General features: G+C 53.9%; 14 protein-coding genes. 11 read left to right on the top strand and 3 right to left on the bottom strand.

Features of this window, described 5'->3' with window-relative positions:
- Nucleotides 1-76 precede the first annotated feature (76 nt).
- Complete coding sequence (locus WH277_RS26605; protein WP_339507376.1) at nucleotides 77-3,895, bottom strand: WGR and DUF4132 domain-containing protein; 3,819 nt, start codon at nucleotides 3,893-3,895, stop codon at nucleotides 77-79.
- Nucleotides 3,896-4,507: 612 nt separating this feature from the next.
- On the opposite strand from WH277_RS26605, the gene topA reads away from it, so the two are divergent.
- The 5 genes from topA to acnA all read left to right on the top strand — a co-directional run bounded on the left by topA (nucleotide 4,508) and on the right by acnA (nucleotide 12,390).
- Nucleotides 4,508-7,105 carry a type I DNA topoisomerase gene (gene topA, locus WH277_RS26600; RefSeq protein ID WP_339507375.1) on the top strand — a complete coding sequence of 866 codons (2,598 nt, stop codon included), beginning with the start codon at nucleotides 4,508-4,510 and terminating at the stop codon, nucleotides 7,103-7,105.
- Between the two features lie 253 nt (nucleotides 7,106-7,358).
- A complete protein-coding gene (gene cysB / locus WH277_RS26595) occupies nucleotides 7,359-8,333 on the top strand; it encodes an HTH-type transcriptional regulator CysB (protein WP_062743153.1) in 975 nt (324 codons plus the stop codon).
- Nucleotides 8,334-8,834: 501 nt separating this feature from the next.
- A complete protein-coding gene (locus tag WH277_RS26590; RefSeq protein ID WP_133841910.1) occupies nucleotides 8,835-8,993 on the top strand; it encodes a YmiA family putative membrane protein in 159 nt (52 codons plus the stop codon).
- 2 nt (nucleotides 8,994-8,995) lie between these two features.
- The gene (locus WH277_RS26585) at nucleotides 8,996-9,163 is read left to right on the top strand and encodes an AraC family transcriptional regulator (RefSeq protein WP_133841911.1); all 168 of its coding nucleotides are present in this window, start codon (nucleotides 8,996-8,998) and stop codon (nucleotides 9,161-9,163) included.
- 545 nt (nucleotides 9,164-9,708) lie between these two features.
- Nucleotides 9,709-12,390 (top strand): aconitate hydratase AcnA, encoded by a 2,682-nt coding sequence (acnA, locus tag WH277_RS26580; RefSeq protein ID WP_339507374.1) that lies wholly within the window; start codon nucleotides 9,709-9,711, stop codon nucleotides 12,388-12,390.
- Nucleotides 12,391-12,453: 63 nt separating this feature from the next.
- Here the strand turns inward: acnA and ribA are convergent, their stop codons facing one another.
- Complete coding sequence (ribA, locus tag WH277_RS26575; RefSeq protein ID WP_159336561.1) at nucleotides 12,454-13,044, bottom strand: GTP cyclohydrolase II; 591 nt, start codon at nucleotides 13,042-13,044, stop codon at nucleotides 12,454-12,456.
- A gap of 228 nt (nucleotides 13,045-13,272) precedes the next feature.
- On the opposite strand from ribA, the gene pgpB reads away from it, so the two are divergent.
- The 3 genes from pgpB to lapB all read left to right on the top strand — a co-directional run bounded on the left by pgpB (nucleotide 13,273) and on the right by lapB (nucleotide 15,701).
- Nucleotides 13,273-14,040, top strand: a complete 768-nt coding sequence (pgpB, locus tag WH277_RS26570) for a phosphatidylglycerophosphatase B (protein ID WP_133841914.1) — start codon at nucleotides 13,273-13,275, stop codon at nucleotides 14,038-14,040.
- A 176-nt stretch (nucleotides 14,041-14,216) separates the two neighbouring features.
- Nucleotides 14,217-14,525, top strand: a complete 309-nt coding sequence (locus WH277_RS26565; RefSeq protein ID WP_133841915.1) for a LapA family protein — start codon at nucleotides 14,217-14,219, stop codon at nucleotides 14,523-14,525.
- A gap of 6 nt (nucleotides 14,526-14,531) precedes the next feature.
- Complete coding sequence (gene lapB, locus WH277_RS26560; protein ID WP_133841916.1) at nucleotides 14,532-15,701, top strand: lipopolysaccharide assembly protein LapB; 1,170 nt, start codon at nucleotides 14,532-14,534, stop codon at nucleotides 15,699-15,701.
- Nucleotides 15,702-15,870: 169 nt separating this feature from the next.
- On the opposite strand, the gene WH277_RS26555 is transcribed toward lapB, so the two are convergent.
- Nucleotides 15,871-16,863: a 2-hydroxyacid dehydrogenase gene (locus WH277_RS26555; RefSeq protein WP_133841917.1), complete on the bottom strand. Its 993-nt coding sequence runs from the start codon at nucleotides 16,861-16,863 to the stop codon at nucleotides 15,871-15,873.
- 190 nt (nucleotides 16,864-17,053) lie between these two features.
- Here WH277_RS26555 and WH277_RS26550 point away from each other — a divergent pair, with 190 nt between their 5' ends.
- Genes WH277_RS26550 through WH277_RS26540 form a run of 3 tightly spaced genes read left to right on the top strand, consistent with a single transcriptional unit; the run spans nucleotide 17,054 to nucleotide 20,194 of the window.
- On the top strand, nucleotides 17,054-19,684 hold the full coding sequence (locus tag WH277_RS26550) for a YdbH family protein (protein ID WP_339507373.1): 2,631 nt from the start codon (nucleotides 17,054-17,056) through the stop codon (nucleotides 19,682-19,684).
- Nucleotides 19,668-19,859, top strand: a complete 192-nt coding sequence (locus WH277_RS26545; protein WP_133841919.1) for a YnbE family lipoprotein — start codon at nucleotides 19,668-19,670, stop codon at nucleotides 19,857-19,859. The genes WH277_RS26550 and WH277_RS26545 overlap by 17 nt, the downstream gene beginning before the upstream one ends.
- Before the next feature lie 11 nt (nucleotides 19,860-19,870).
- Complete coding sequence (locus WH277_RS26540) at nucleotides 19,871-20,194, top strand: YdbL family protein (protein ID WP_133841920.1); 324 nt, start codon at nucleotides 19,871-19,873, stop codon at nucleotides 20,192-20,194.
- Nucleotides 20,195-20,256 lie beyond the last annotated feature (62 nt).

The following is a 20,256-nucleotide window of genomic DNA, read 5'->3' as shown; positions in this document are numbered from 1 at the left end:
GCAGCTTAAAGTACCGCGGCCGGGGGCCGCTGCAATACATCAGACATGGTCTTTCCTTAACAAACGGGTTCAGGCATTAATCAAACAGCGCATCAATATCACTCAGCATTTCGCTGGCGGTAATCGGATGCAGTTGTGAGAACGGATGCTTTTGCGGGTGCTGCTGGCCCCAGCCATATTGGTGGGCATCGCCGTGCCACAGCCAGATGCTTGCCAGCGACTGCTCCTTGTTAAATTCATCCGGTGCCATGCCAACGCCCAGGCCTTCACCCATTTCCAGCACCAGCGTCAGGTCCCCCAGGGGTTTTAACATCCAGCAGATCCATCCCGCATCCTGTGGCACGCCACGCAGCCAGCCTTTGCTGGTCAGTCCGGCCAGACGTCCACTTGGGCAGAGCCTGCCCTGCCAGCGTTGTAAATCGGTGGCTTCACGCTCTTCAGCGGTCAGCAGATAGCGGTTACGATCCAACTGGCGGAAGGGCGGTAGCAGTTCATAATCGGCAAACAGCTGACCAAAGGCGGCGGCATCTTCGGGCGGCATTTCCAGAATATGCGGAATACCGATTTCAACAGCGTTATGCGGCAGTGTGAACAGGTCATCGTCTGCGGTGCTGTAACTGTTGTCTTCCGCGACGCGGAAGCAGCTCAGCAACTGGTTATCGGCATCATAGGCACCCCACACCAGGCGGCGGGTCAGGTGACCGACCAGCGGATGACCCACCAGGAACTGGATGAACTGGGCTTCTGTCCAGCGGCGGCGCAGGCACATTGCGCTTTCCAGACGGGCGATCTGCTGGCTGGCGATGGTGCGCGCATCTTTTTTCAGTAATTTGAAGCGATTGACCGCATCTGTCGCCAGCGCAGCATCGTCATTCTTGTTCGGCTTTGGCAGGTCTTTCAGGCGGCTGCCGCTGCTGTCGCGTACGAAAGGTTTGAGTGATTCATCAAAACTGACGCTGAACTGGCGCGGACCGAAATCAAGCAGCAATGAGCCATTGTCATCCAGCCCCAGATCTGGTGCCAGGCGGTCTTCCAGCTCTGCGACACTCAGTTCGCGTTTTTCGGCAATCTGGCTGATTTTTTCACGCGCCCGCTCCTGCAGCGCTTTGAACTTCAGCTTCTGCGCAATACCGTTCAGCTGCATCAGCGCGATATCCGAGCCAATATCCGCCAGAATATCCAGACCCGCAACGGCACGTTTATGCTGGGATTCACCCGGCCAGCTGCGGATCAGCGGGGTTAACTGACGGGCGATATCATCGTTGCCGAACAGCCCGAGCGTGCTGAACGCCCAGCCCTCTTTTGATGGCGCTGAAGCGGCCATCCACGCGGTGTACAGATCCCAGGCAAACGCCGCCAGTGAGTCCGGCGTACAGGCTTCTTTGACCTGGACCAGCCCCGGATACAGGCCATTTTCCGTCGGGAATCGTAGCATGGTGCCGAGGTGCATCAGGGCATCCTCCGGCAGGGCTTTACCGTTATGGAGCAGAGGACGTGTCCACAGCACGGGTTGCCAGAAGTCCGGCAATGCAGGGCGCTTCGCCGGGAAATCGTCCAGTGGGTCAAGCTGCACCAGGGCATTGACCGCTGCCAGCACCTCGGGTTGCGCATAGCGTCCAGCCACCGCTTCCAGCAGTTCCTGATAGCCGTTATCCAGCAGCAGACGCAGCGCCAGACGCGCGTGATCCTGCGCTTCTCCGGCTTTGCCGAAAGCCACCGGCAGCAGGCCAGCTACCGCATGTTCCGGATACTTCAGCAGCCAGTTACGCGCCTCTGCACGCAGGGTTTTCAGTTTGGAAAACGCCCGTGAAACCAGCGGTGCGAGGTCGGTGCTACCCACGCAGAGTGCGACGGGTAGCGCTTCCTGCGGCTGGCGGCCAACACTGTTGATAAAGCCGGGCAGCCCGTCCAGGCCGAAATGTGCCATGACCAGCGCAATACCGGTGTGATGCTCCGTACTGAGCGCATTCCACAGGTTGAGGCCTTTTTCACGCGGCAACCCGGGTAAAATAGTGAGATTCCAGTCACTGGCGTAATGCGAGTGGTTGGTCGCCCAGTCGGCAATAAGCTGACTGTAATTATCCTCGTCATAGGCCTGCACCGCTGTGTCTGGCAATGACTGGTTCCATGAATTGAAGCCAAAACGCGCGAGGATCTCTTCTGTCTTCAGACCCTCCACCTTGAGCTTACGATGATTCGACCACATCGACAGCTGGTCTTCTGGCACGCCGTCGAACTGTGGCGCGACAGGCTGCACCGATAACGTCAACTGCGGAATGGTGCCGACCTGTTTTTTGACGGTCCACGGCGGTGACACGAGGATCGCCGGTAACATCTCCGCGCTGGCGCAGTCGGTTTTAACGTTCAGCTGCGCAAGACTGCTCTCCACCAAAGCGCGTTCCTCTGCGGAGAGCCAGGGGGCAACCTCAGCAGCCAGCTGCGGTTGAGTGTGCAGCAGGGCATGAAGCTGACTACGCCACAGCGCATCCTCTTTACCGTTCAGCAGACGAACCAGGGCCGCGAACGCGGCGTGAGGGAAGCGTTTACTGGCTTTTGCTGCGCGCTCATAGCTGCGTTTTCCCTTACCGGCAGCGTCAATTAACATCATGAGTGCCTGCGGATGGTTGACGTGCATCAGCACTTCGCCACAGCGATCGCCGTGAGCATAGGGCGCCAGGCGCGGTAGCGCGCGCACACCCTGCTCCAGCAGCACAGTGCTGGTCAGTATTTCGCCGTAATACCAGCTATCAAACAGTTCTAACGCCTGGTAATACTCCAGTACATGCAGGGTATCCTCATCCGTCGCGGTCATTTTCAGCCACTCCAGCGCCGTCAGATCCCGGTTGCGTCCTGCACGCAGGGTGATTTCATCGGCCAGTTCGGGCCGCTCAGGCAGCAGCAATGACACCAGCGGCTGACGCCAGAGTGGGATCAGCGGCAGGGCGGCGACCAGGCGGTCTGCGCAGCGTTGCCACAGGTCTGGCTGTGCCGCAGAGAGGTGCCAGCGCAGACGCATTTCATAATCAACGATATTCTGCTGGTAACCCGCAGGTGGGTTATCCGCCGGATAAAACGAGATGTTGCGCGAGCGGTAATCCCGGTCGAGACCAATCTGCAGGCTGGCGATGATCATCTCGACGGCATACTCCAGGCCATAGCTGGCCACGATGGCATCGATCAGCAGCGAAGTGTCGCGCCCCGCATAGGTCTGATTGATTTTCATCAGGGCCGCAGCGGCCATCGGGGAGTCCTGCGGCAGCGGTTTTGCCTCGGCGAGGCAGGCCTGCGCGATGGCGAACGCCTGCTGCCAGCTGCTATCGCAGCGACTGCCGTCCAGGACCATGCCGCCGTTCTTTTTGGTTTCCTGGCTCAAGACCTTCAGACGACGTAACTGTTCTGCGGGTTCTTCGACTTTACCGATGGCCGGGAGTGGCCTGTCACGGTGGCTGAGTGCCAGTACGGACAGCTTCTGCGGCAGCGTAATGGCATCATCTTCTGTCAGCCACAGCGGTGCCGCAGGGTTGACGACGGCGCTGAGGGGAGCGGCTACGGGGGAAGCGGTGAGAGGCTCGTCAGCCGTTGGCGCGGCGGACGGTGTTTTTTTCGGACTGGCTGGCGCCACGGCTGCGGGTGGCACGGCCTGGACTGAGGCTGCACTGCCAGCAGAAGCGATGCTCTGTTGTTTATCTTCACCTGCTGCCAGATAGCCTTTGCGGCTCTTCTCTTTAATGAGCTTCTCGCACGCTTTTCTGGCCTGTTCATCATCATCAAAGCTTTTTATCTGGCTTTGCCCCTGAGTTCCCACACGTCCCCAACTGAGATGGAGTTCCTGTTGTTTTTGTACAATGGTCCAGAATTTGTGGGATTTTTCATCCTGATAAATCAAGGTGGTCATGTGGTTTCCATTTGTGTTGAACAGGACATCGATAGCGCAGCGATATCCGTAAAAGAGAAGCGATTCTCTGCCTCCGGTCACTTTTTTTTGCAGCAGCGGCGGTAGACCGGTGGGTCAATGTAATCAACGCCAGAAAGGGGTTCAAGCGGAAAAATCTCGCTTTTATCAATCGGTTGATTATCCAAATATCATATCCGCAGGCAAATCGTTTTTTTCTTCCTTTATAAGGCAGTCGTCTCAGTGAACAAATGCTGTGCTTCGTGGTGCCCGGGCGTTGCGGCGAATAGCACAAATTTATCTCTTTTTGCTGCCTTTCCTGGCGTAAATGGGGGCTTGATGCTAATTAAGTTGCGTAACAGATTTTATCAGGTAGAGTGTGGGCGTTTCGGGTTCCGGGCGTAAAACAGACTTTACGCTCTGTTAGAGATTCGCTTAACAGGTTGTAAAAAGTACCGTTAATCAACTGGTTGCAACGTGCGTTATTATGTTGGAATGGATAAAAAGTTAACCGGGTTGAATCTGTTATCCCGATAACCCTATCGTTAGTGCGCGATGTGACGAGTGCAAAACGGCACACTTACTCTCGGATGTTTTAATCAGGTAAAGGTAACTATGGGAAAAGCTCTCGTAATAGTTGAGTCCCCGGCAAAAGCCAAAACGATCAATAAATATCTCGGTAATGACTTCGTGGTGAAATCCAGCGTAGGCCATATCCGTGATTTGCCGACCAGTGGATCAACAGTTAAAAAGAGCGCTGACTCTACAACCAGTAAAACAACCAAAAAGGTCAAAAAAGACGAAAAGACGGCGTTAGTTAACCGTATGGGCGTCGACCCTTATCACGGCTGGGATGCGAATTATCAGATCCTGCCGGGCAAGGAAAAAGTTGTCGCTGAACTCAAGGCGCTGGCTGAGAAAGCTGACCATATCTATCTCGCAACGGACCTTGACCGCGAAGGGGAAGCCATTGCCTGGCACCTGCGGGAAGTGATCGGTGGCGATGAATCGCGCTACAGCCGCGTGGTGTTTAACGAAATCACCAAGAATGCGATTCGCCAGGCATTTGAAAAGCCGGGTGAACTGAATATTGACCGTGTTAATGCCCAGCAGGCGCGCCGCTTTATGGACCGCGTTGTGGGTTACATGGTGTCTCCACTGCTGTGGAAAAAAGTGGCACGTGGTCTTTCCGCTGGCCGTGTTCAGTCGGTCGCCGTTCGACTGGTGGTTGAGCGTGAGCGCGAAATCAAAGCGTTTGTTCCGGAAGAATACTGGGATCTGAATGCGGACCTGACCACGCCGAAAGGGGTGGATTTGCCGATGCAGGTGACGCATCAGGGCGATAAACCGTTCCGTCCGGTAAACCGCGAGCAGACCTACGCCGCTGTCAGCCTGCTGGAGAAAGCCCGCTATGTGGTTGCCGATCGTGAAGATAAGCCCACCAGCAGCAAGCCCGGCGCACCGTTTATTACCTCTACGCTGCAGCAGGCGGCCAGTACCCGTCTTGGCTTTGGCGTGAAGAAAACCATGATGATGGCCCAGCGTCTGTATGAAGCCGGTCATATCACCTATATGCGTACTGACTCAACCAACCTGAGCCAGGATGCTGTCGGCATGGTGCGCGGCTACATCGAAGATGAGTTCGGCGCGAAATACCTGCCGAAAGCCGCCAACGTCTACAGCAGCAAAGAGAATTCCCAGGAAGCGCATGAAGCCATCCGTCCATCGGATGTGAAAGTGCAGTCTGAGCAGCTAAAAGATATGGAAACCGACGCGCAGAAGCTGTATCAGCTGATCTGGCGTCAATTTGTTGCCTGCCAGATGATGCCGGCGCAATACGATTCCACCACGCTGACGGTGGAAGCGGGCGATTTCAAACTGAAGGCGAAAGGGCGCACGTTGCGCTTTGACGGCTGGACGCGTGTGATGGCTGCGCTGCGTAAAGGTGATGAAGATCGCGTGCTGCCTGCTGTGGAAGTGGGGAGTGAGCTCAGTCTCCAGCAACTGGTGCCAAGCCAGCACTTCACCAAACCACCGGCCCGCTTCAGCGAAGCCTCGCTGGTTCGTGAGCTGGAAAAACGCGGTATCGGCCGTCCTTCTACCTATGCCTCTATTATCTCGACCATTCAGGATCGTGGATATGTGAAGGTAGAAAGCCGTCGATTCTATGCGGAAAAAATGGGTGAGATCGTTACCGACCGTCTGGAAGAGAACTTCCGTGAGCTGATGAACTATGACTTCACCGCGCACATGGAAGACAACCTCGACAAAGTCGCGAAGAATGAGGCCCAGTGGAAAGCCGTGCTGGATAAGTTCTTCAGTGAGTTCAGTGAGCAGCTGGCGCAGGCAGAGAAAGATCCTGAAGAAGGCGGTATGCAGCCTAATCAGATGGTCCTGACTTCAATTGACTGCCCAACCTGTAGCCGCCAGATGGGGATCCGTACTGCCAGCACCGGGGTATTCCTCGGGTGCTCTGGCTACGCGTTGCCACCGAAAGAGCGTTGTAAGCAGACCATTAACCTGATCCCTGAGAATGAAGTACTGAATATTCTCGAAGGTGATGACGCGGAAACGAACGCACTGCGCGCCCGTCGCCGCTGCCAGAAATGTGGCACTGCGATGGACAGCTATCTGATCGACCCTCAGCGTAAGCTGCACGTCTGTGGTAACAACCCAGAATGTGATGGTTATGAGATCGAGCAGGGCGAGTTCCGCATCAAGGGTTATGACGGTCCGATCGTTGAGTGTGAGAAATGTGGTTCCGAAATGCACCTGAAAATGGGTCGCTTTGGTAAGTACATGTCCTGCACCAATGACGATTGCAAAAATACGCGTAAAATTCTGCGCAGCGGCGAAGTCGCGCCACCGAAAGAAGATCCGGTGCCGTTACCTGAGTTGCCGTGTGAGAAGTCAGACGCTTATTTCGTTCTACGTGATGGTGCTGCTGGTGTATTCCTCGCGGCCAATACGTTCCCTAAATCGCGTGAGACCCGCGCGCCGCAGGTGGAAGAGCTGCAACGCTTCCGCGACCGTTTGCCGGAAAAACTGCGTTACCTGGCCGATGCGCCAGCGACCGATGAAGAAGGTAACAAAGCCGTCGTGCGTTTCAGTCGCAAAACAAAACAGCAGTACGTCAGCACAGAAAAAGACGGAAAAGCCACTGGCTGGTCTGCTTTCTTTGTTGATGGTAAATGGGAAGTCACCAAGAAGTAACGTTGCGTGAATTATCCCCGTCGGGGGCGGCCTGTCATCGCTGCCCTCGCACCTTCTTTTCTTCTGTTCCCGCTGATGAATTCCCCTGGCTGTGCTATACATATCCCACATTTTTGATATAGTTGTTATAGATAACCCCTTTCTTATTATCTAATTGCATTAGAGCGATTGCCTGATTAGAGCGCCAGCCACAGAGTTGAACACTGTTGCTCGGTTTTCGGCGCATTGTTTCAAACCCTGGATGGAACGAAAAATGAAATTGCAGCAGCTGCGCTACATCGTTGAAGTGGTGAATCACAATCTCAACGTCTCTTCAACGGCCGAAGGGCTGTATACCTCGCAACCGGGCATCAGTAAGCAAGTACGTATGCTGGAGGATGAACTTGGCATTCAGATTTTTGCCCGTAGTGGCAAACATCTGACTCAGGTGACGCCTGCCGGGCAGGAGATCATCCGCATTGCACGAGAAGTGTTATCGAAAGTGGATGCGATTAAATCTGTCGCCGGAGAGCACACCTGGCCAGATAAGGGTTCTCTGTACGTTGCCACTACGCATACGCAGGCACGTTACGCTTTGCCCAATGTGATTAAAGGGTTTATTGAGCGCTATCCGCGCGTCTCCCTGCATATGCATCAGGGATCGCCTACGCAGATCGCAGAGGCGGTTTCAAAAGGCAATGCCGACTTCGCGATTGCCACCGAAGCGCTGCACCTTTACGACGATTTGATCATGTTACCGTGTTACCACTGGAACCGTGCCATCGTCGTCACGCCCGATCATCCCCTCGCAGCGAAGAGCAAAGTCTCCATTGAGGAACTTGCAGAATACCCATTAGTGACCTACACCTTCGGCTTTACGGGCCGCTCAGAACTGGATACCGCATTCAACCGTGCCGGGCTGACCCCGCGTATTGTCTTTACTGCGACCGATGCAGACGTGATTAAAACCTACGTCCGGCTGGGACTGGGTGTTGGGGTAATTGCCAGCATGGCGGTCGATCCGGTGTCCGATCCGGACCTGGTGCGTATCGAAGCAACCGATGTATTCAGCTTCAGTACGACCAAAATCGGTTTCCGTCGCAGCACATTCCTGCGCAGCTATATGTATGACTTTATTCAACGTTTTGCCCCACATCTGACTCGCGATGTTGTTGATACTGCTGTAGGTTTGCGTTCAAATGAAGATATTGAAGCGATGTTTAAAGATATAAAATTGCCCGCAAAATAATCACTCAGGTGATGAAAAAACCTGTCCGGAGCCGCTTTGCGGCTCTTTTTTTTTCCATTGATGCCAGCTGGCACCCCATTCGTTAATGTCCTTTGATTATTTTTTCGTAAATGAAAGATGTATCACATGTTCTCCTATTGTTATTTCTTAAATGAGAAACAGTACACAGTTTTCATTGTCCCCCTTTGCGCTCAGTTAGGATGATTCTCATACTCTAGTTAAAAGCAGGTGAGAACAGCTGCAACGAAAGGAGAAGTAAAGAAAACTCTAATTTAGAATGGACCTGTAATGGAACTCGGTGTTCTTAATTTGTGTTAAGTGATAATTAATGAGACTGAGTTGAGTGAGCATTTTTAATTAATCTTCTTCATGGATGATTAATCCTGTTAATCGTTTTGTTCAATAAAAATTACTGGATTTTGCAACAGAGAATGTTTAGGATTCATCCTAATTTCTGATTGGTTCAAACAATCGTTTTAATGAGAGTGATTATCAAAAACTATGGCTACTAGATTATCTGTACAACCCGGCTTCGGGGACAAAACCATCAAGGTTGAGCGTAACAGCAATCTGAAACGCAAAGCCTGGATGACGGTATTCGCTGCTTCAGCCCTGTTTTGGGGAGTGGTTGGCTTATTCGTATGGCGTATATGGGGATAACAATGTACCTGAGACAGCCAGAGCAAAAAGCACAGCAAGTCCGCAAAACGAACGATCGTTTCTGTAAGGGCAAGAACAAGGCTCAGGACGCCATTCCGGCATCATGGGATTTGAATGACCTGCAGCGCAATTTTATTGAGTCAATGTTCGAAGAGAAGAAAGTTAAATAAAGCAGTTATTAAAATTCACTCGGCGTTTTGCTGAGAATCAAAATTAAAACAGCGTTAATTATCATTCAGGCCGACTCACTGGCCAGGGCATCTTGACGCCCATTTTTGATGCTAAACCCATCATTTAACGGTAAAACCCTCGCTTTAAATGCAGAGTGTTTAATGTGGTACGTTTTGGTCAGAGATGGCCTGCAGGAGTATAAACATGAACTTAACCCAAATTACCTGGTTCAGCACCTGGACATTCTCAGCATTGTTCTGGACCAGCGCGGTATGGATTGGAATGATGGTGCGTTAATCGCACTATTTAATCATCACCCGCGTAATAACAAATAACGCCTCGCTGGCCAGTACAGCGGGGCGTTTTTGTATTTTAATTTCAGTTTGTTTCAGCTGTTGTCAATTAGTGTTGTTATCAAATCGTTGCGATTCGCTTGTGCTATGTTTAAACAAACCTTGTGCTTACTAAGGTTTTACCTTTTATCCCCGCAGCACGGCTCCGGTGACTTAAGGTAAATGTTAAAATAATACGCAATGGAGGAGCAATGTCGACGACCCTACGCCAACTCAGTCAGGATGTACTGTCTGTCCACGAGCAACGTTACCAGTATTACAGTCTTCACCTGGCTGAGGCTGAACTGGGCGATATTTCACGCCTGCCGAAATCAATGAAAGTGTTGCTGGAAAACCTACTGCGCTGGCAGGACGGTGACTCTGTAACCGATGAGGACATCCATGCACTGGCCGGCTGGCTGAAAAATGCGCATGCTGACCGCGAAATTGCCTATCGCCCGGCACGTGTCCTGATGCAGGACTTTACCGGCGTGCCTGCTGTGGTTGATCTTGCCGCCATGCGTGAGGCGGTGAAACGGCTGGGTGGCGATGTCGCCCGGGTGAACCCGCTGTCGCCGGTTGATCTGGTCATTGACCACTCGGTAACGGTTGACCACTTTGGTGATGACGATGCGTTTGAAGAAAACGTGCGTCTGGAAATGGAGCGTAACCATGAACGTTACGTCTTCCTGCGCTGGGGGCAGAAGGCCTTTAATCGTTTTAGCGTGGTGCCACCGGGGACGGGTATTTGTCACCAGGTTAATCTGGAGTACCTGGGTCAGGCCGTCTGGCATGAAGAACAAGATGGAAAAGAGGTGGCTTACCCCGATACGCTGGTGGGGACCGATTCACACACCACAATGATTAATGCGCTGGGCGTGCTGGGTTGGGGCGTTGGCGGGATTGAAGCGGAAGCCGCGATGCTGGGACAGCCGGTGTCAATGCTGATCCCGGATGTGGTCGGGTTCAAACTGACCGGTAAGCTGAAAGCGGGTATCACCGCCACTGACCTGGTGCTGACCGTAACGCAGATGCTGCGTAAGCACGGCGTAGTGGGTAAATTTGTTGAATTCTACGGCGACGGGCTGGATGATCTGCCGCTGGCCGACCGTGCCACCATTGCCAATATGGCCCCGGAGTACGGTGCGACCTGCGGGTTCTTCCCGGTGGATGCCGTAACGCTGGGCTATATGAAACTGACCGGGCGCAGCACGCAGCAGGTAGCGCTTGTTGAGGCTTACAGTAAAGCGCAGGGATTATGGCGCAATACCGGTGATGAACCGGTCTTTACCAGCACGCTGGCGTTGGATATGGGGGAAGTCGAATCCAGCCTGGCCGGGCCGAAGCGCCCGCAGGACCGTGTCGCACTGGGCGACGTCCCGGCGGCCTTCCGCGCCAGTAATGAACTGGAAGTGAATCACGCGCAGAAAGCCCACAAAACCGTCAGCTACCTGGACAGTAAAACCCATAAACAGTATCAGCTGGATGACGGCGCGGTGGTGATTGCCGCGATCACCTCCTGTACCAATACCTCCAACCCCAGTGTATTAATGGCGGCGGGTCTGCTGGCGAAAAAAGCGGTGGATCTGGGGCTTGCTCCTAAGCCCTGGGTAAAGGCGTCTCTTGCGCCAGGTTCCAAAGTGGTGTCTGACTATCTTGCCGCTGCGCGCCTGACGCCTTATCTCGATAAACTCGGTTTTAACCTGGTCGGTTATGGTTGCACGACGTGTATCGGTAACTCCGGCCCGCTGCCGGATGAGATCGAATCCGCGATCAAACAGGGCGATCTGACCGTCGGCGCGGTGCTGTCGGGAAACCGAAACTTCGAAGGACGCATCCATCCCTATGTGAAGACCAACTGGCTGGCGTCACCGCCGCTGGTCGTGGCCTATGCGCTGGCAGGTAATATGACCCTGAATCTGCAAACGGAGCCACTTGGCGAAGATGCAGCAGGTCATCCAGTGTATCTCAAGGATATCTGGCCTTCGCCGGAAGAGATCGCCGAAGCCGTGCAGATGGTTTCTACCGATATGTTCCATAAAGAGTATGCCGAAGTCTTCGAGGGCACCCCGGAATGGCAGCAGATCAAGGTCAGTGAAGCCGCGACCTATGACTGGGATGGCAGTTCGACCTACATCCGGCTGTCGCCTTTCTTCGATGATATGGAAAGAGAACCGAAGCCAGTTCAGGACATTCAGGGTGCACGCATTCTGGCGATGCTCGGTGATTCGGTGACCACAGACCATATCTCACCGGCAGGGAGCATTAAAGCCGACAGTCCGGCCGGACGTTACCTGCTGGAGCACGGCGTCGAGCGAACGGATTTCAACTCTTATGGCTCACGCCGTGGTAACCATGAAGTGATGATGCGCGGCACCTTTGCCAATATCCGTATTCGTAACGAAATGGTACCGGGCGTGGAAGGGGGAATGACGCGTTACATTCCTGGCGATGAGCAGATGGCGATCTATGATGCCGCCATGCGTTATCAGCAGGCTGGCATTCCGCTGGCGGTGATCGCCGGGAAAGAGTACGGCTCGGGCTCCAGCCGCGACTGGGCCGCGAAAGGTCCACGTCTGCAAGGGGTTAGGGTGGTGATTGCCGAATCCTTTGAACGTATTCACCGCTCGAATCTTATTGGTATGGGGATCTTGCCGCTGGAGTTTCCATCAGGCGTCACGCGTAAAACGCTGGGGCTGACCGGGGATGAGCAGATTGATGTGCAGGATCTGAAGCAGTTAACACCGGGATGCGTGGTGAAGGTGAAGTTGACGCGCATTGATGGGCGTCAGGAAGTGCTGGAAGCGCGTTGCCGTATCGATACCGGTAATGAGCTGACGTACTACCAGAATGACGGCATCTTGCATTATGTGATCCGCAATATGTTGCAATAACCCACGCTGTGTTTCCCTGGCGACCTGCATGATGCCGGTCGCCAGAGTGTCAACCCGGAAGGGCTATTTGGATAACAGATGGCCCATTTTAGCGGCTTTCGTATCCAGGTAATGCGCATTGCTAGGGTTTCTTCCCACAATCAGTGGTACGCGCTCAACAATATTGATACCCGCCTCAGTGAGGATCTCAACCTTGCGCGGGTTATTGGTCAGCAGGCGGACTTCGTGGATGCCCAGCAATTTGAACATATCGGCGCAGAGGGTGAAGTCGCGCTCATCAGCCGCAAAACCTAACTGGTTGTTGGCTTCAACCGTATCAAAGCCTTTATCCTGCAGCGCATAAGCGCGGATCTTGTTCAGCAGACCGATATTACGGCCTTCCTGACGGTGATACAGCAGAATACCGCGCCCCTGCTCAGCAATCTGCGCCAGGGCGGCTTCAAGTTGGAACCCGCAATCGCAACGCAGGCTGAACAATGCATCGCCCGTCAAACACTCAGAATGGACGCGTGACAGCACAGGTTTGCTGTCGGAAATATCGCCAAACACCAGGGCGACATGATCGTGCCCGGTGGCGAGTTCTTCAAAACCAACCATGAGGAAATCCCCCCAAGGCGTGGGCAGATTGGCTTCTGCTACCCGTTTAAGCTGCATGTGACTCTCCAGAAACTTCAGGTGTTGCGCTATCATCAGATATCGCTGTGTCAGTTGCCTGACGCAAACAATTGTGCCTATTTTGCCACAACATATCGCGTGGCAGTTAACACGTTAGAGCGATTGTTTTAATAACGCAGAATTATCACTATAACAATCCTTATGTTATTATTTTTTAAGATAATCTTATAACAAACTCGTGAACATAACGGTTCGAAAGGAAGATAAATGGCAGAGATCCTCAAACGTACCACCCTGGGCATGCTGGTATTGTTGATGATGCCACTGGGGGTGATGCTGTCAGGCTGGCACTGGCAGCCTGTGTCAATGGGATGGGGGCACAAGCTGCTCTTCTGGTTTACCGAAACAGTCACCAGCCCCTGGGGGACGCTGACCAGTGCTATTCTTTGCGGCTGGTTCCTCTGGTGCCTGCGCTTTCGCTGGAAACCCGCGGTATTTCTTCTGGGGATCATTATTGCCACACTGCTCTCCGGGCAGTACACCAAAAGCCTGATTAAAGAACATGTACAGGAGCCGCGCCCCTATGTTCTGTGGCTGGAGAAAACGTACGGTATTAATGAGCAGCAATTCTATGACCAGAAACGCAAACAGCGCAGTGAGATGGTCAGCGCCGCCGTTGCGGAGAATAGCCAGTTACCTGACTGGCTAAAAAAACACTGGGCATTTGAAACCGGTTTTGCTTTCCCCTCGGGGCATACCATGTTTGCCGCCAGTTGGGCGTTGCTCGGCGTGGGGCTGCTGTGGCCACGCAGGCGCTACGTCACTATCGTGTTGCTGATGAGCTGGGCGATAGCGGTAATGGGTAGCCGCCTGGTGCTGGGGATGCACTGGCCGCGTGATTTGGTTTTCGCTACGCTTATCAGCTGGTTATTCATTACCCTCGCAACCTGGCTGGCTCAGCGGTTCTGTGGGCCTCTAACGGTGCCTCCGCAGGAGCAGCAGGAGATAGCGCAGCGGGAAAATGAGGCCTCCTGATTGTAAAGACGGTATCCTGTCCCCATATCTTTTGTTCGGCTCTTTTATGGCTGCCTGATGGCAGGAAGTGCAGGGAAAAGTGATGGGGCGAGGAATAACACGTGACATCAATGCAAGCATCAGACCGATTTTTTTGGCATAATTCATCTGGTTAACACCAGGGTATGGGATGAACTGTGAAATATTTGCTGATTTTTTTAGTGGTCCTGGCGATTTTCGTCATTTCAGTCACGCTGGGCGCGCACAACGACCAGGTAGTGAAGTTTAACTATCTGCTGGCGCAGGGTGAGTTCCGTGTTTCAACGTTGCTGGCTTCACTGTTTGCCGCTGGATTTTTACTGGGCTGGGCGATTTGTGGATTGTTCTGGCTGCGTGTGCGGGTATCACTGGCACATACGCAACGTAAACTTAAACGTCTTCAGCAGCAACTGGGGCAGACAGAGCCATCCGTGACAGCGTCACAGGCACCTGCCGTCAAGGAATAATCATTTATGTTAGAACTGCTGTTTCTGTTACTTCCCATTGCTGCCGCCTATGGCTGGTATATGGGGCGCAGAAGTGCGCAACAGGATAAGCAACAGGAAGCCAGCCGCCTGTCGCGTGACTATGTGACCGGGGTGAACTTCCTGCTCTCTAACCAGCAGGACAAAGCCGTCGACCTGTTTCTCGATATGTTAAAAGAGGACAGTGGCACGGTGGAAGCGCACCTGACACTGGGCAATCTGTTCCGCTCCCGAGGTGAAGTCGATCGCGCTATACGCATTCACCAGGCACTGATGGAAAGCGCCTCCCTCACTTACGACCAGCGCCTGCTGGCGATCCAACAGCTGGGCCGCGATTATATGGCTGCGGGGTTCTACGATCGCGCTGAACAGATGTTCGGTCAGCTGGTGGACGAAACGGATTTCCGCATCAGCGCCTTGCAGCAACTGCTGATTATCCACCAGGCCACCAGTGACTGGCCGAATGCCATTGAAGTGGCTGAACGACTGGTGAAACAGGGCAAAGATCGCCTGAAGATGGAAATCGCGCATTTCTACTGTGAGCTGGCCTTGCAGGCTATCAGCAGTGATGATCTCGATCGTGCCATGAATCTGCTGAAGAAAGGGGAGTCAGCCGACCGCAACAGTGCCCGCGTCTCCATTATGATGGGCCGCATCCATATGGCGAAGAATGAGTTTGCCAAAGCCGTGGTGCATTTGCAGCGGGTAATCGAACAGGATAAAGAGTTGGTCAGTGAAACGCTTGAGATGCTGGAAGGCTGTTATGAACATCTTAATCAGCCTCAGGCCTGGTCCGAATACCTTAAACGCTGCGTGGAAGAAAATACCGGTGCTGCAGCCGAACTCTACCTGGCGGGGATCCTTGACCGTGAAGAGGGCGCCGAGGTTGCACAAACTTATATTACCCGCCAGCTTCAGCGCCATCCAACGATGCGTGTTTTCCATCGGCTGATGGATTTCAACTTGCAGGAAGCCGAGGATGGCCGTGCGAAAGATAGCCTGATGGTGCTGCGCGATATGGTCGGCGAGCAGATCCGAACCAAACCTCGTTATCGGTGCCACAAGTGCGGCTTTACGGCTCATGCGCTTTACTGGCATTGCCCGTCGTGCCGTGCCTGGTCCTCCGTTAAACCTATTCGTGGTCTTGACGGCCAGTAATACGTGGGCGTTACGGCTTACTTCACCCCGCATTAGTTACAACATACTAATGGCGCGAAAAAAAACGATGCCAGCACCACCGAGCTCTTTTTTTTCTACAGGATAAAAGGCGAAAAGGCATAGCCGGGGAGGTTGGCTATGCCGGGGTTGTGCAGGGTACGCGTGTGGATTACACGGTCAGCACATTGTCACAAGGTTCACCTTTCTCAAGGCGGCGCAGATTTTCCAGCGTGGTCTCAGAAATACTGGTCAGGGCCTCCGCAGTCAGGAAAGCCTGGTGGCCGGTAAACAGGACGTTATGGCAGGCTGATAAACGACGGAACACATCATCCTGGATCACGTCGTTAGATTTATCCTCAAAGAACAAATCACGTTCGTTTTCGTAAACATCCATGCCCAGTGCGCCGATTTTTTGCTGCTTCAGCGCCTCAATGGCTGCCTGGGAATCAATCAGAGCACCCCGGCTGGTGTTGATCACCATGACGCCATCTTTCATCTGTGCAAACGCACTGCTGTTCAGCAGGTGATGATTATCCGCCGTCAGTGGACAGTGCAGGGTGATGACATCGGACTGGCTAAACAGCGTTTTAATGTCGACATATTCCGCACCCAGCTCCAGTGCCTGCGGGCTTGGATAAGGGTCGAACGCCAGCAGACGCATACCGAAGCCTTTCAGAATACGCATCGCAGCGATACCAATTTTCCCGGTGCCGATCACCCCGGCGGTACGTCCGTGCATGTTGAAACCAATCAGCCCTTCGAGGGAGAAGTTCGCATCACGCGTACGCTGGTAGGCGCGATGAATACGGCGGTTCAGGGTCATCATCATGCCGACCGCATGTTCAGCCACCGCTTCCGGTGAGTAGGCAGGAACACGTACCACCTGAATACCCAGTTCACGCGCCGCGTCGAGATCGACGTTATTGAAACCCGCGCAGCGCAGCGCAACAAACTTCACGCCCAGTTCGGCCAGCTCCTCTAACACCTTGCGGCTGCCGTCATCGTTGACGAAAATGCAAACGCCATCGCAGCCCACGGCGTTTTTCGCCGTACGTTCACTCAACAAAAAGTCGAAAAACTCCAGTTCAAAACCAAAGTCCTCATTGACCTGTGTGAGGTATTTCCGGTCATACTGCTTGGTGCTATATACCGCAAGTTTCATCGCCTTTTCCTTTCGCCGTGCGTCAGTGATAAAGCAGTGTAACAATAATTTATCCCTACGCGGGAGAGGACCGCTGTTTAGCTGGTGTTAAAAGCAGCGAATCGATTGATTACAGGCGAAAAACTTCACCCTTCAGGGATTCCATGCCATCATTCAGGGATAATCACGGAATGAACAGGATGTCACCGCCATGAACCGGGGCTGGAAAATAGCGCTTGCTGTGCTGATGGCAGTTATCCTGCTGCTGACCGGCATACTTCTTACTGTTACCCAGTGGCTGCCGCGACTGGCCGGCCTCTGGCTGCCCGCAAAAACTTCCGTCGTCCTTGACGGTAACCCCGGCTGGCATCAGGGCGCGTTACGCCTGCCGGGTGTGCATTATCGGGCGGGAGACTGCGAGCTGGCGAGTGTGAAAGGCGTGGCGCTCAGTTACCACCAGAGCCGCTGGCAACTGATTGTCGATGACGCCACCGTGGATACTTCATGCGCAGCTAACCTTACCAGTGCCGACAATCACGATGCACCACGTACGTTGGCAGAATGGCAGCAGATGCTTCCCGCCGCCAACGTCACTCTCCGGCAACTCACGATTACGCCCTGGCAGAACTGGGCCGGGCAGCTTCAGCTTAATCTCGACCCTCAACGTCAGCACCTGCACTATCAGGGAAAAAACCTGTCACTGGATGCCGAACTCAACGGACAGCAGCTGACGCTCACATCATTGAACATTCAGGCACCTGGCGTGCCGAAGCCCGTGAGCCTGAGCGGCACGCTGACGTTACCGCGCATCCCTGACTCCTTACCTGAAGGTGGTGCATTACAGGGCGATTTGGCGCTGGATAGTGTCCCTGAACCGCTGCATCTGCGCCTTGACTGGCAGCAGCAGGTCGGCACGTTGGTCGTGACCGCGAAGGATCAAAAACAACCGCTGTTAACGCTGCCCTGGAACATCACTCGTGAGAACATCGTGGTGCAACAGGGGCAGTGGAACTGGCCCTGGGCGGTGCAACCGCTTTCTGGTGGTTTCGCGCTGACGGCAAAAGGCTGGCAGCAGGGGTTACCCGCCACGGAACTAAACGGCCGCTTTAATATGCTGACCGAGGGACGTGGCGGGAAAGGTAATGTGGTATTAACGCTGGGACCGGGAAATCTGGACTGGCAGAACAGTCAGCTGCCGTTCCGGCTGACAGGAGAGACCAAACTCGACAGCCTGCAATTCTTTGCCGGCTTGCCGGGAGAGTTACGTGGGCCGATGCTTGACCCACAGATAGTGATGCGGCCGGGTGCATTACTGCGTATGAAAGGGCGGTTGCTCTCCACCCTGGAAGTGGATGAAGCACGCTGGCCGCTGGCGGGCGTCTCGCTTTCTTCTGCCGGTATTGATGGGCGCCTACAGGCGATCCTCAGTGCTCATGATCGCGAAATGGGGCGGTTTCGCCTGCATCTGGACGGACGGGCCAGTGACTTCTGGCCGGACAAAGGCACGTGGTTATGGCGTTACTGGGGGGATGGTTATCTGGCCCCGCTGAACGCAAAATGGGATGTCAAAGGTCAGGGACGCTGGCAGGATCGGTTGATTGAATTAACCTCGCTGTCGACCGGGTTTGATCATCTTGCCTATGGCAGCGTCACGATGGATGCCCCACGATTAACGCTGGACCAGCCTGTTCGCTGGCAACGTGACCCTGAGTCACCCTCATTCAACGGGCAATTAAGCCTGAACGCCAGGGAGACGCACTTCAGTAGCGGCGGCTATTTGCCCCCATCGACCCTGACACTGACTGTCAAAGGGCGCGACCCGGAGGCGTTTCTGTACAAGGGGAGTTTGCAGGCGAAGAAAATTGGCCCGGTTCAGGTACGGGGCCGCTGGGATGGAGAACGTCTGCGTGGTCAAATGTGGTGGCCGGAACAGCCATTAAACGTGTTTCAGCCGCTGATCAGTCCGGAGCTGAAACTGGCGATTCAGGGGGGCATGTTAAAAGCTCAGGTGGCTTTCTCTGCGGCCAGCGATCAGGGGCTGAAAGCCGGTGGTCACTGGCTGGTGAGCAATGGCAGCGTGCTACTGCCGGATAATGAATTTGAGGGTATCGACTTCTCGCTACCTTTCCGCCTGGAATCTCATCGCTGGTATTTCGGCGCTCACGGGCCCGTATCATTACGGATAAAAAAGATTAACAACCAGTTTGCGATGCACAATGTCACGGCCGATCTTCAGGGCTGGTATCCCTGGAGTGACAGGCAGCCGCTCACACTGAGTAACGTGAACCTTGAGCTGCTCGGCGGGCAGTTGAGTATGGCCAGCTTGCAGATGCCACAAACGGAGGCAGCCACGATCCATGTCACGCATCTGAGCTTGTCCGAACTGGTCACCACCATGAAGCTTAAACAGCTGGCGATGTCGGGCTACATCAACGGTGCGTTGCCGCTGTGGCTGAATAATTCACACTGGCTGGTGAAAGAGGGCTGGGTTGCTAACAGCGGGCCACTCACCGTGCGTATGGATAAAGACATGGCCGATGCCATCAGTCGTAATAATTTTGCCGCCGGGGCTGCCATCGACTGGCTGCGTTATATGGAAATTTCCCGAAGCTGGGCAACAATCGATCTCGATAATTTAGGCGTGATGAACATGACCGCTAAAGTCGATGGCACCAGCCGTTTCAGCAACAGAAATCAACGCGTATCGCTGAACTACAGCCAGCAGGAAAATTTGTTCCAACTGTGGCGCAGTCTGCGCTTTGGCGATAACCTGCAATCTTGGGTGGAACAGAATGCCACCTTGCCGTCGCAAAAGGAAAACAGTGATGAAACCCCTCAGTAGCCTTTGGATAACGGGTGGAACGATGCTGCTTTGCGGGTGTATCCCGCGCATTGAAGTGGCCGCCCCAAAAGAGCCGATCACCATTAATATGAATGTAAAAATCGAGCATGAAATTCATATCAAAGTGGATAAGGACGTTGAAGCGTTATTAAAAACCCAGAGTGGTCTGTTCTGAGGACGGGGCATATGAAACGACTTAACTGCGGTATATTGCTGGGTTGTTTGCTGCTGTCACCTGCTGTGATGGCGCTGACGCTGGATGAAGCCCGCCAACAGGGACGTGTGGGTGAAACGCTGAATGGCTACATTGCGGCGGTTCAGCAGGATGCGGAAACCCTCACGCTGGTTAAACAGATTAATGAGGGGCGTACACGTCAATATCAGCTGCTGGCGCAGCAAAATAATATGACCACGCGCGACGTTGCCAGTATTGCGGGTTCCAAACTGGTTGAGAGAGCGAAATCAGGGGAATATGTACGAGGAATAAACGGTCAGTGGTTGAAGAAGTAGCGGCGGCACCGACACAGTGCCACCGCGCAGGTTGAGGAGGGTTAGCTCAACCTGTTTTTTCG

Source organism: Erwinia sp. MYb416 (genome assembly GCF_037479575.1).
GTDB lineage: Bacteria > Pseudomonadota > Gammaproteobacteria > Enterobacterales > Enterobacteriaceae > Erwinia > Erwinia rhapontici.
The sequence above is the reverse complement of the archived record's forward strand: the minus strand, read 5'-3'. Positions and strand labels throughout refer to the sequence as shown.

What these genes read in the sequence shown, in the direction of transcription:
- WH277_RS26605 (WP_339507376.1), bottom strand. Translation starts at nt 3,895, where the DNA reads ATGACCACCTTGATTTATCAGGATGAAAAATCCCACAAATTCTGGACC.
- topA (WP_339507375.1), top strand. Translation starts at nt 4,508, where the DNA reads ATGGGAAAAGCTCTCGTAATAGTTGAGTCCCCGGCAAAAGCCAAAACG.
- cysB (WP_062743153.1), top strand. Translation starts at nt 7,359, where the DNA reads ATGAAATTGCAGCAGCTGCGCTACATCGTTGAAGTGGTGAATCACAAT.
- WH277_RS26590 (WP_133841910.1), top strand. Translation starts at nt 8,835, where the DNA reads ATGGCTACTAGATTATCTGTACAACCCGGCTTCGGGGACAAAACCATC.
- WH277_RS26585 (WP_133841911.1), top strand. Translation starts at nt 8,996, where the DNA reads ATGTACCTGAGACAGCCAGAGCAAAAAGCACAGCAAGTCCGCAAAACG.
- acnA (WP_339507374.1), top strand. Translation starts at nt 9,709, where the DNA reads ATGTCGACGACCCTACGCCAACTCAGTCAGGATGTACTGTCTGTCCAC.
- ribA (WP_159336561.1), bottom strand. Translation starts at nt 13,044, where the DNA reads ATGCAGCTTAAACGGGTAGCAGAAGCCAATCTGCCCACGCCTTGGGGG.
- pgpB (WP_133841914.1), top strand. Translation starts at nt 13,273, where the DNA reads ATGGCAGAGATCCTCAAACGTACCACCCTGGGCATGCTGGTATTGTTG.
- lapB (WP_133841916.1), top strand. Translation starts at nt 14,532, where the DNA reads ATGTTAGAACTGCTGTTTCTGTTACTTCCCATTGCTGCCGCCTATGGC.
- WH277_RS26555 (WP_133841917.1), bottom strand. Translation starts at nt 16,863, where the DNA reads ATGAAACTTGCGGTATATAGCACCAAGCAGTATGACCGGAAATACCTC.
- WH277_RS26550 (WP_339507373.1), top strand. Translation starts at nt 17,054, where the DNA reads ATGAACCGGGGCTGGAAAATAGCGCTTGCTGTGCTGATGGCAGTTATC.
- WH277_RS26545 (WP_133841919.1), top strand. Translation starts at nt 19,668, where the DNA reads ATGAAACCCCTCAGTAGCCTTTGGATAACGGGTGGAACGATGCTGCTT.
- WH277_RS26540 (WP_133841920.1), top strand. Translation starts at nt 19,871, where the DNA reads ATGAAACGACTTAACTGCGGTATATTGCTGGGTTGTTTGCTGCTGTCA.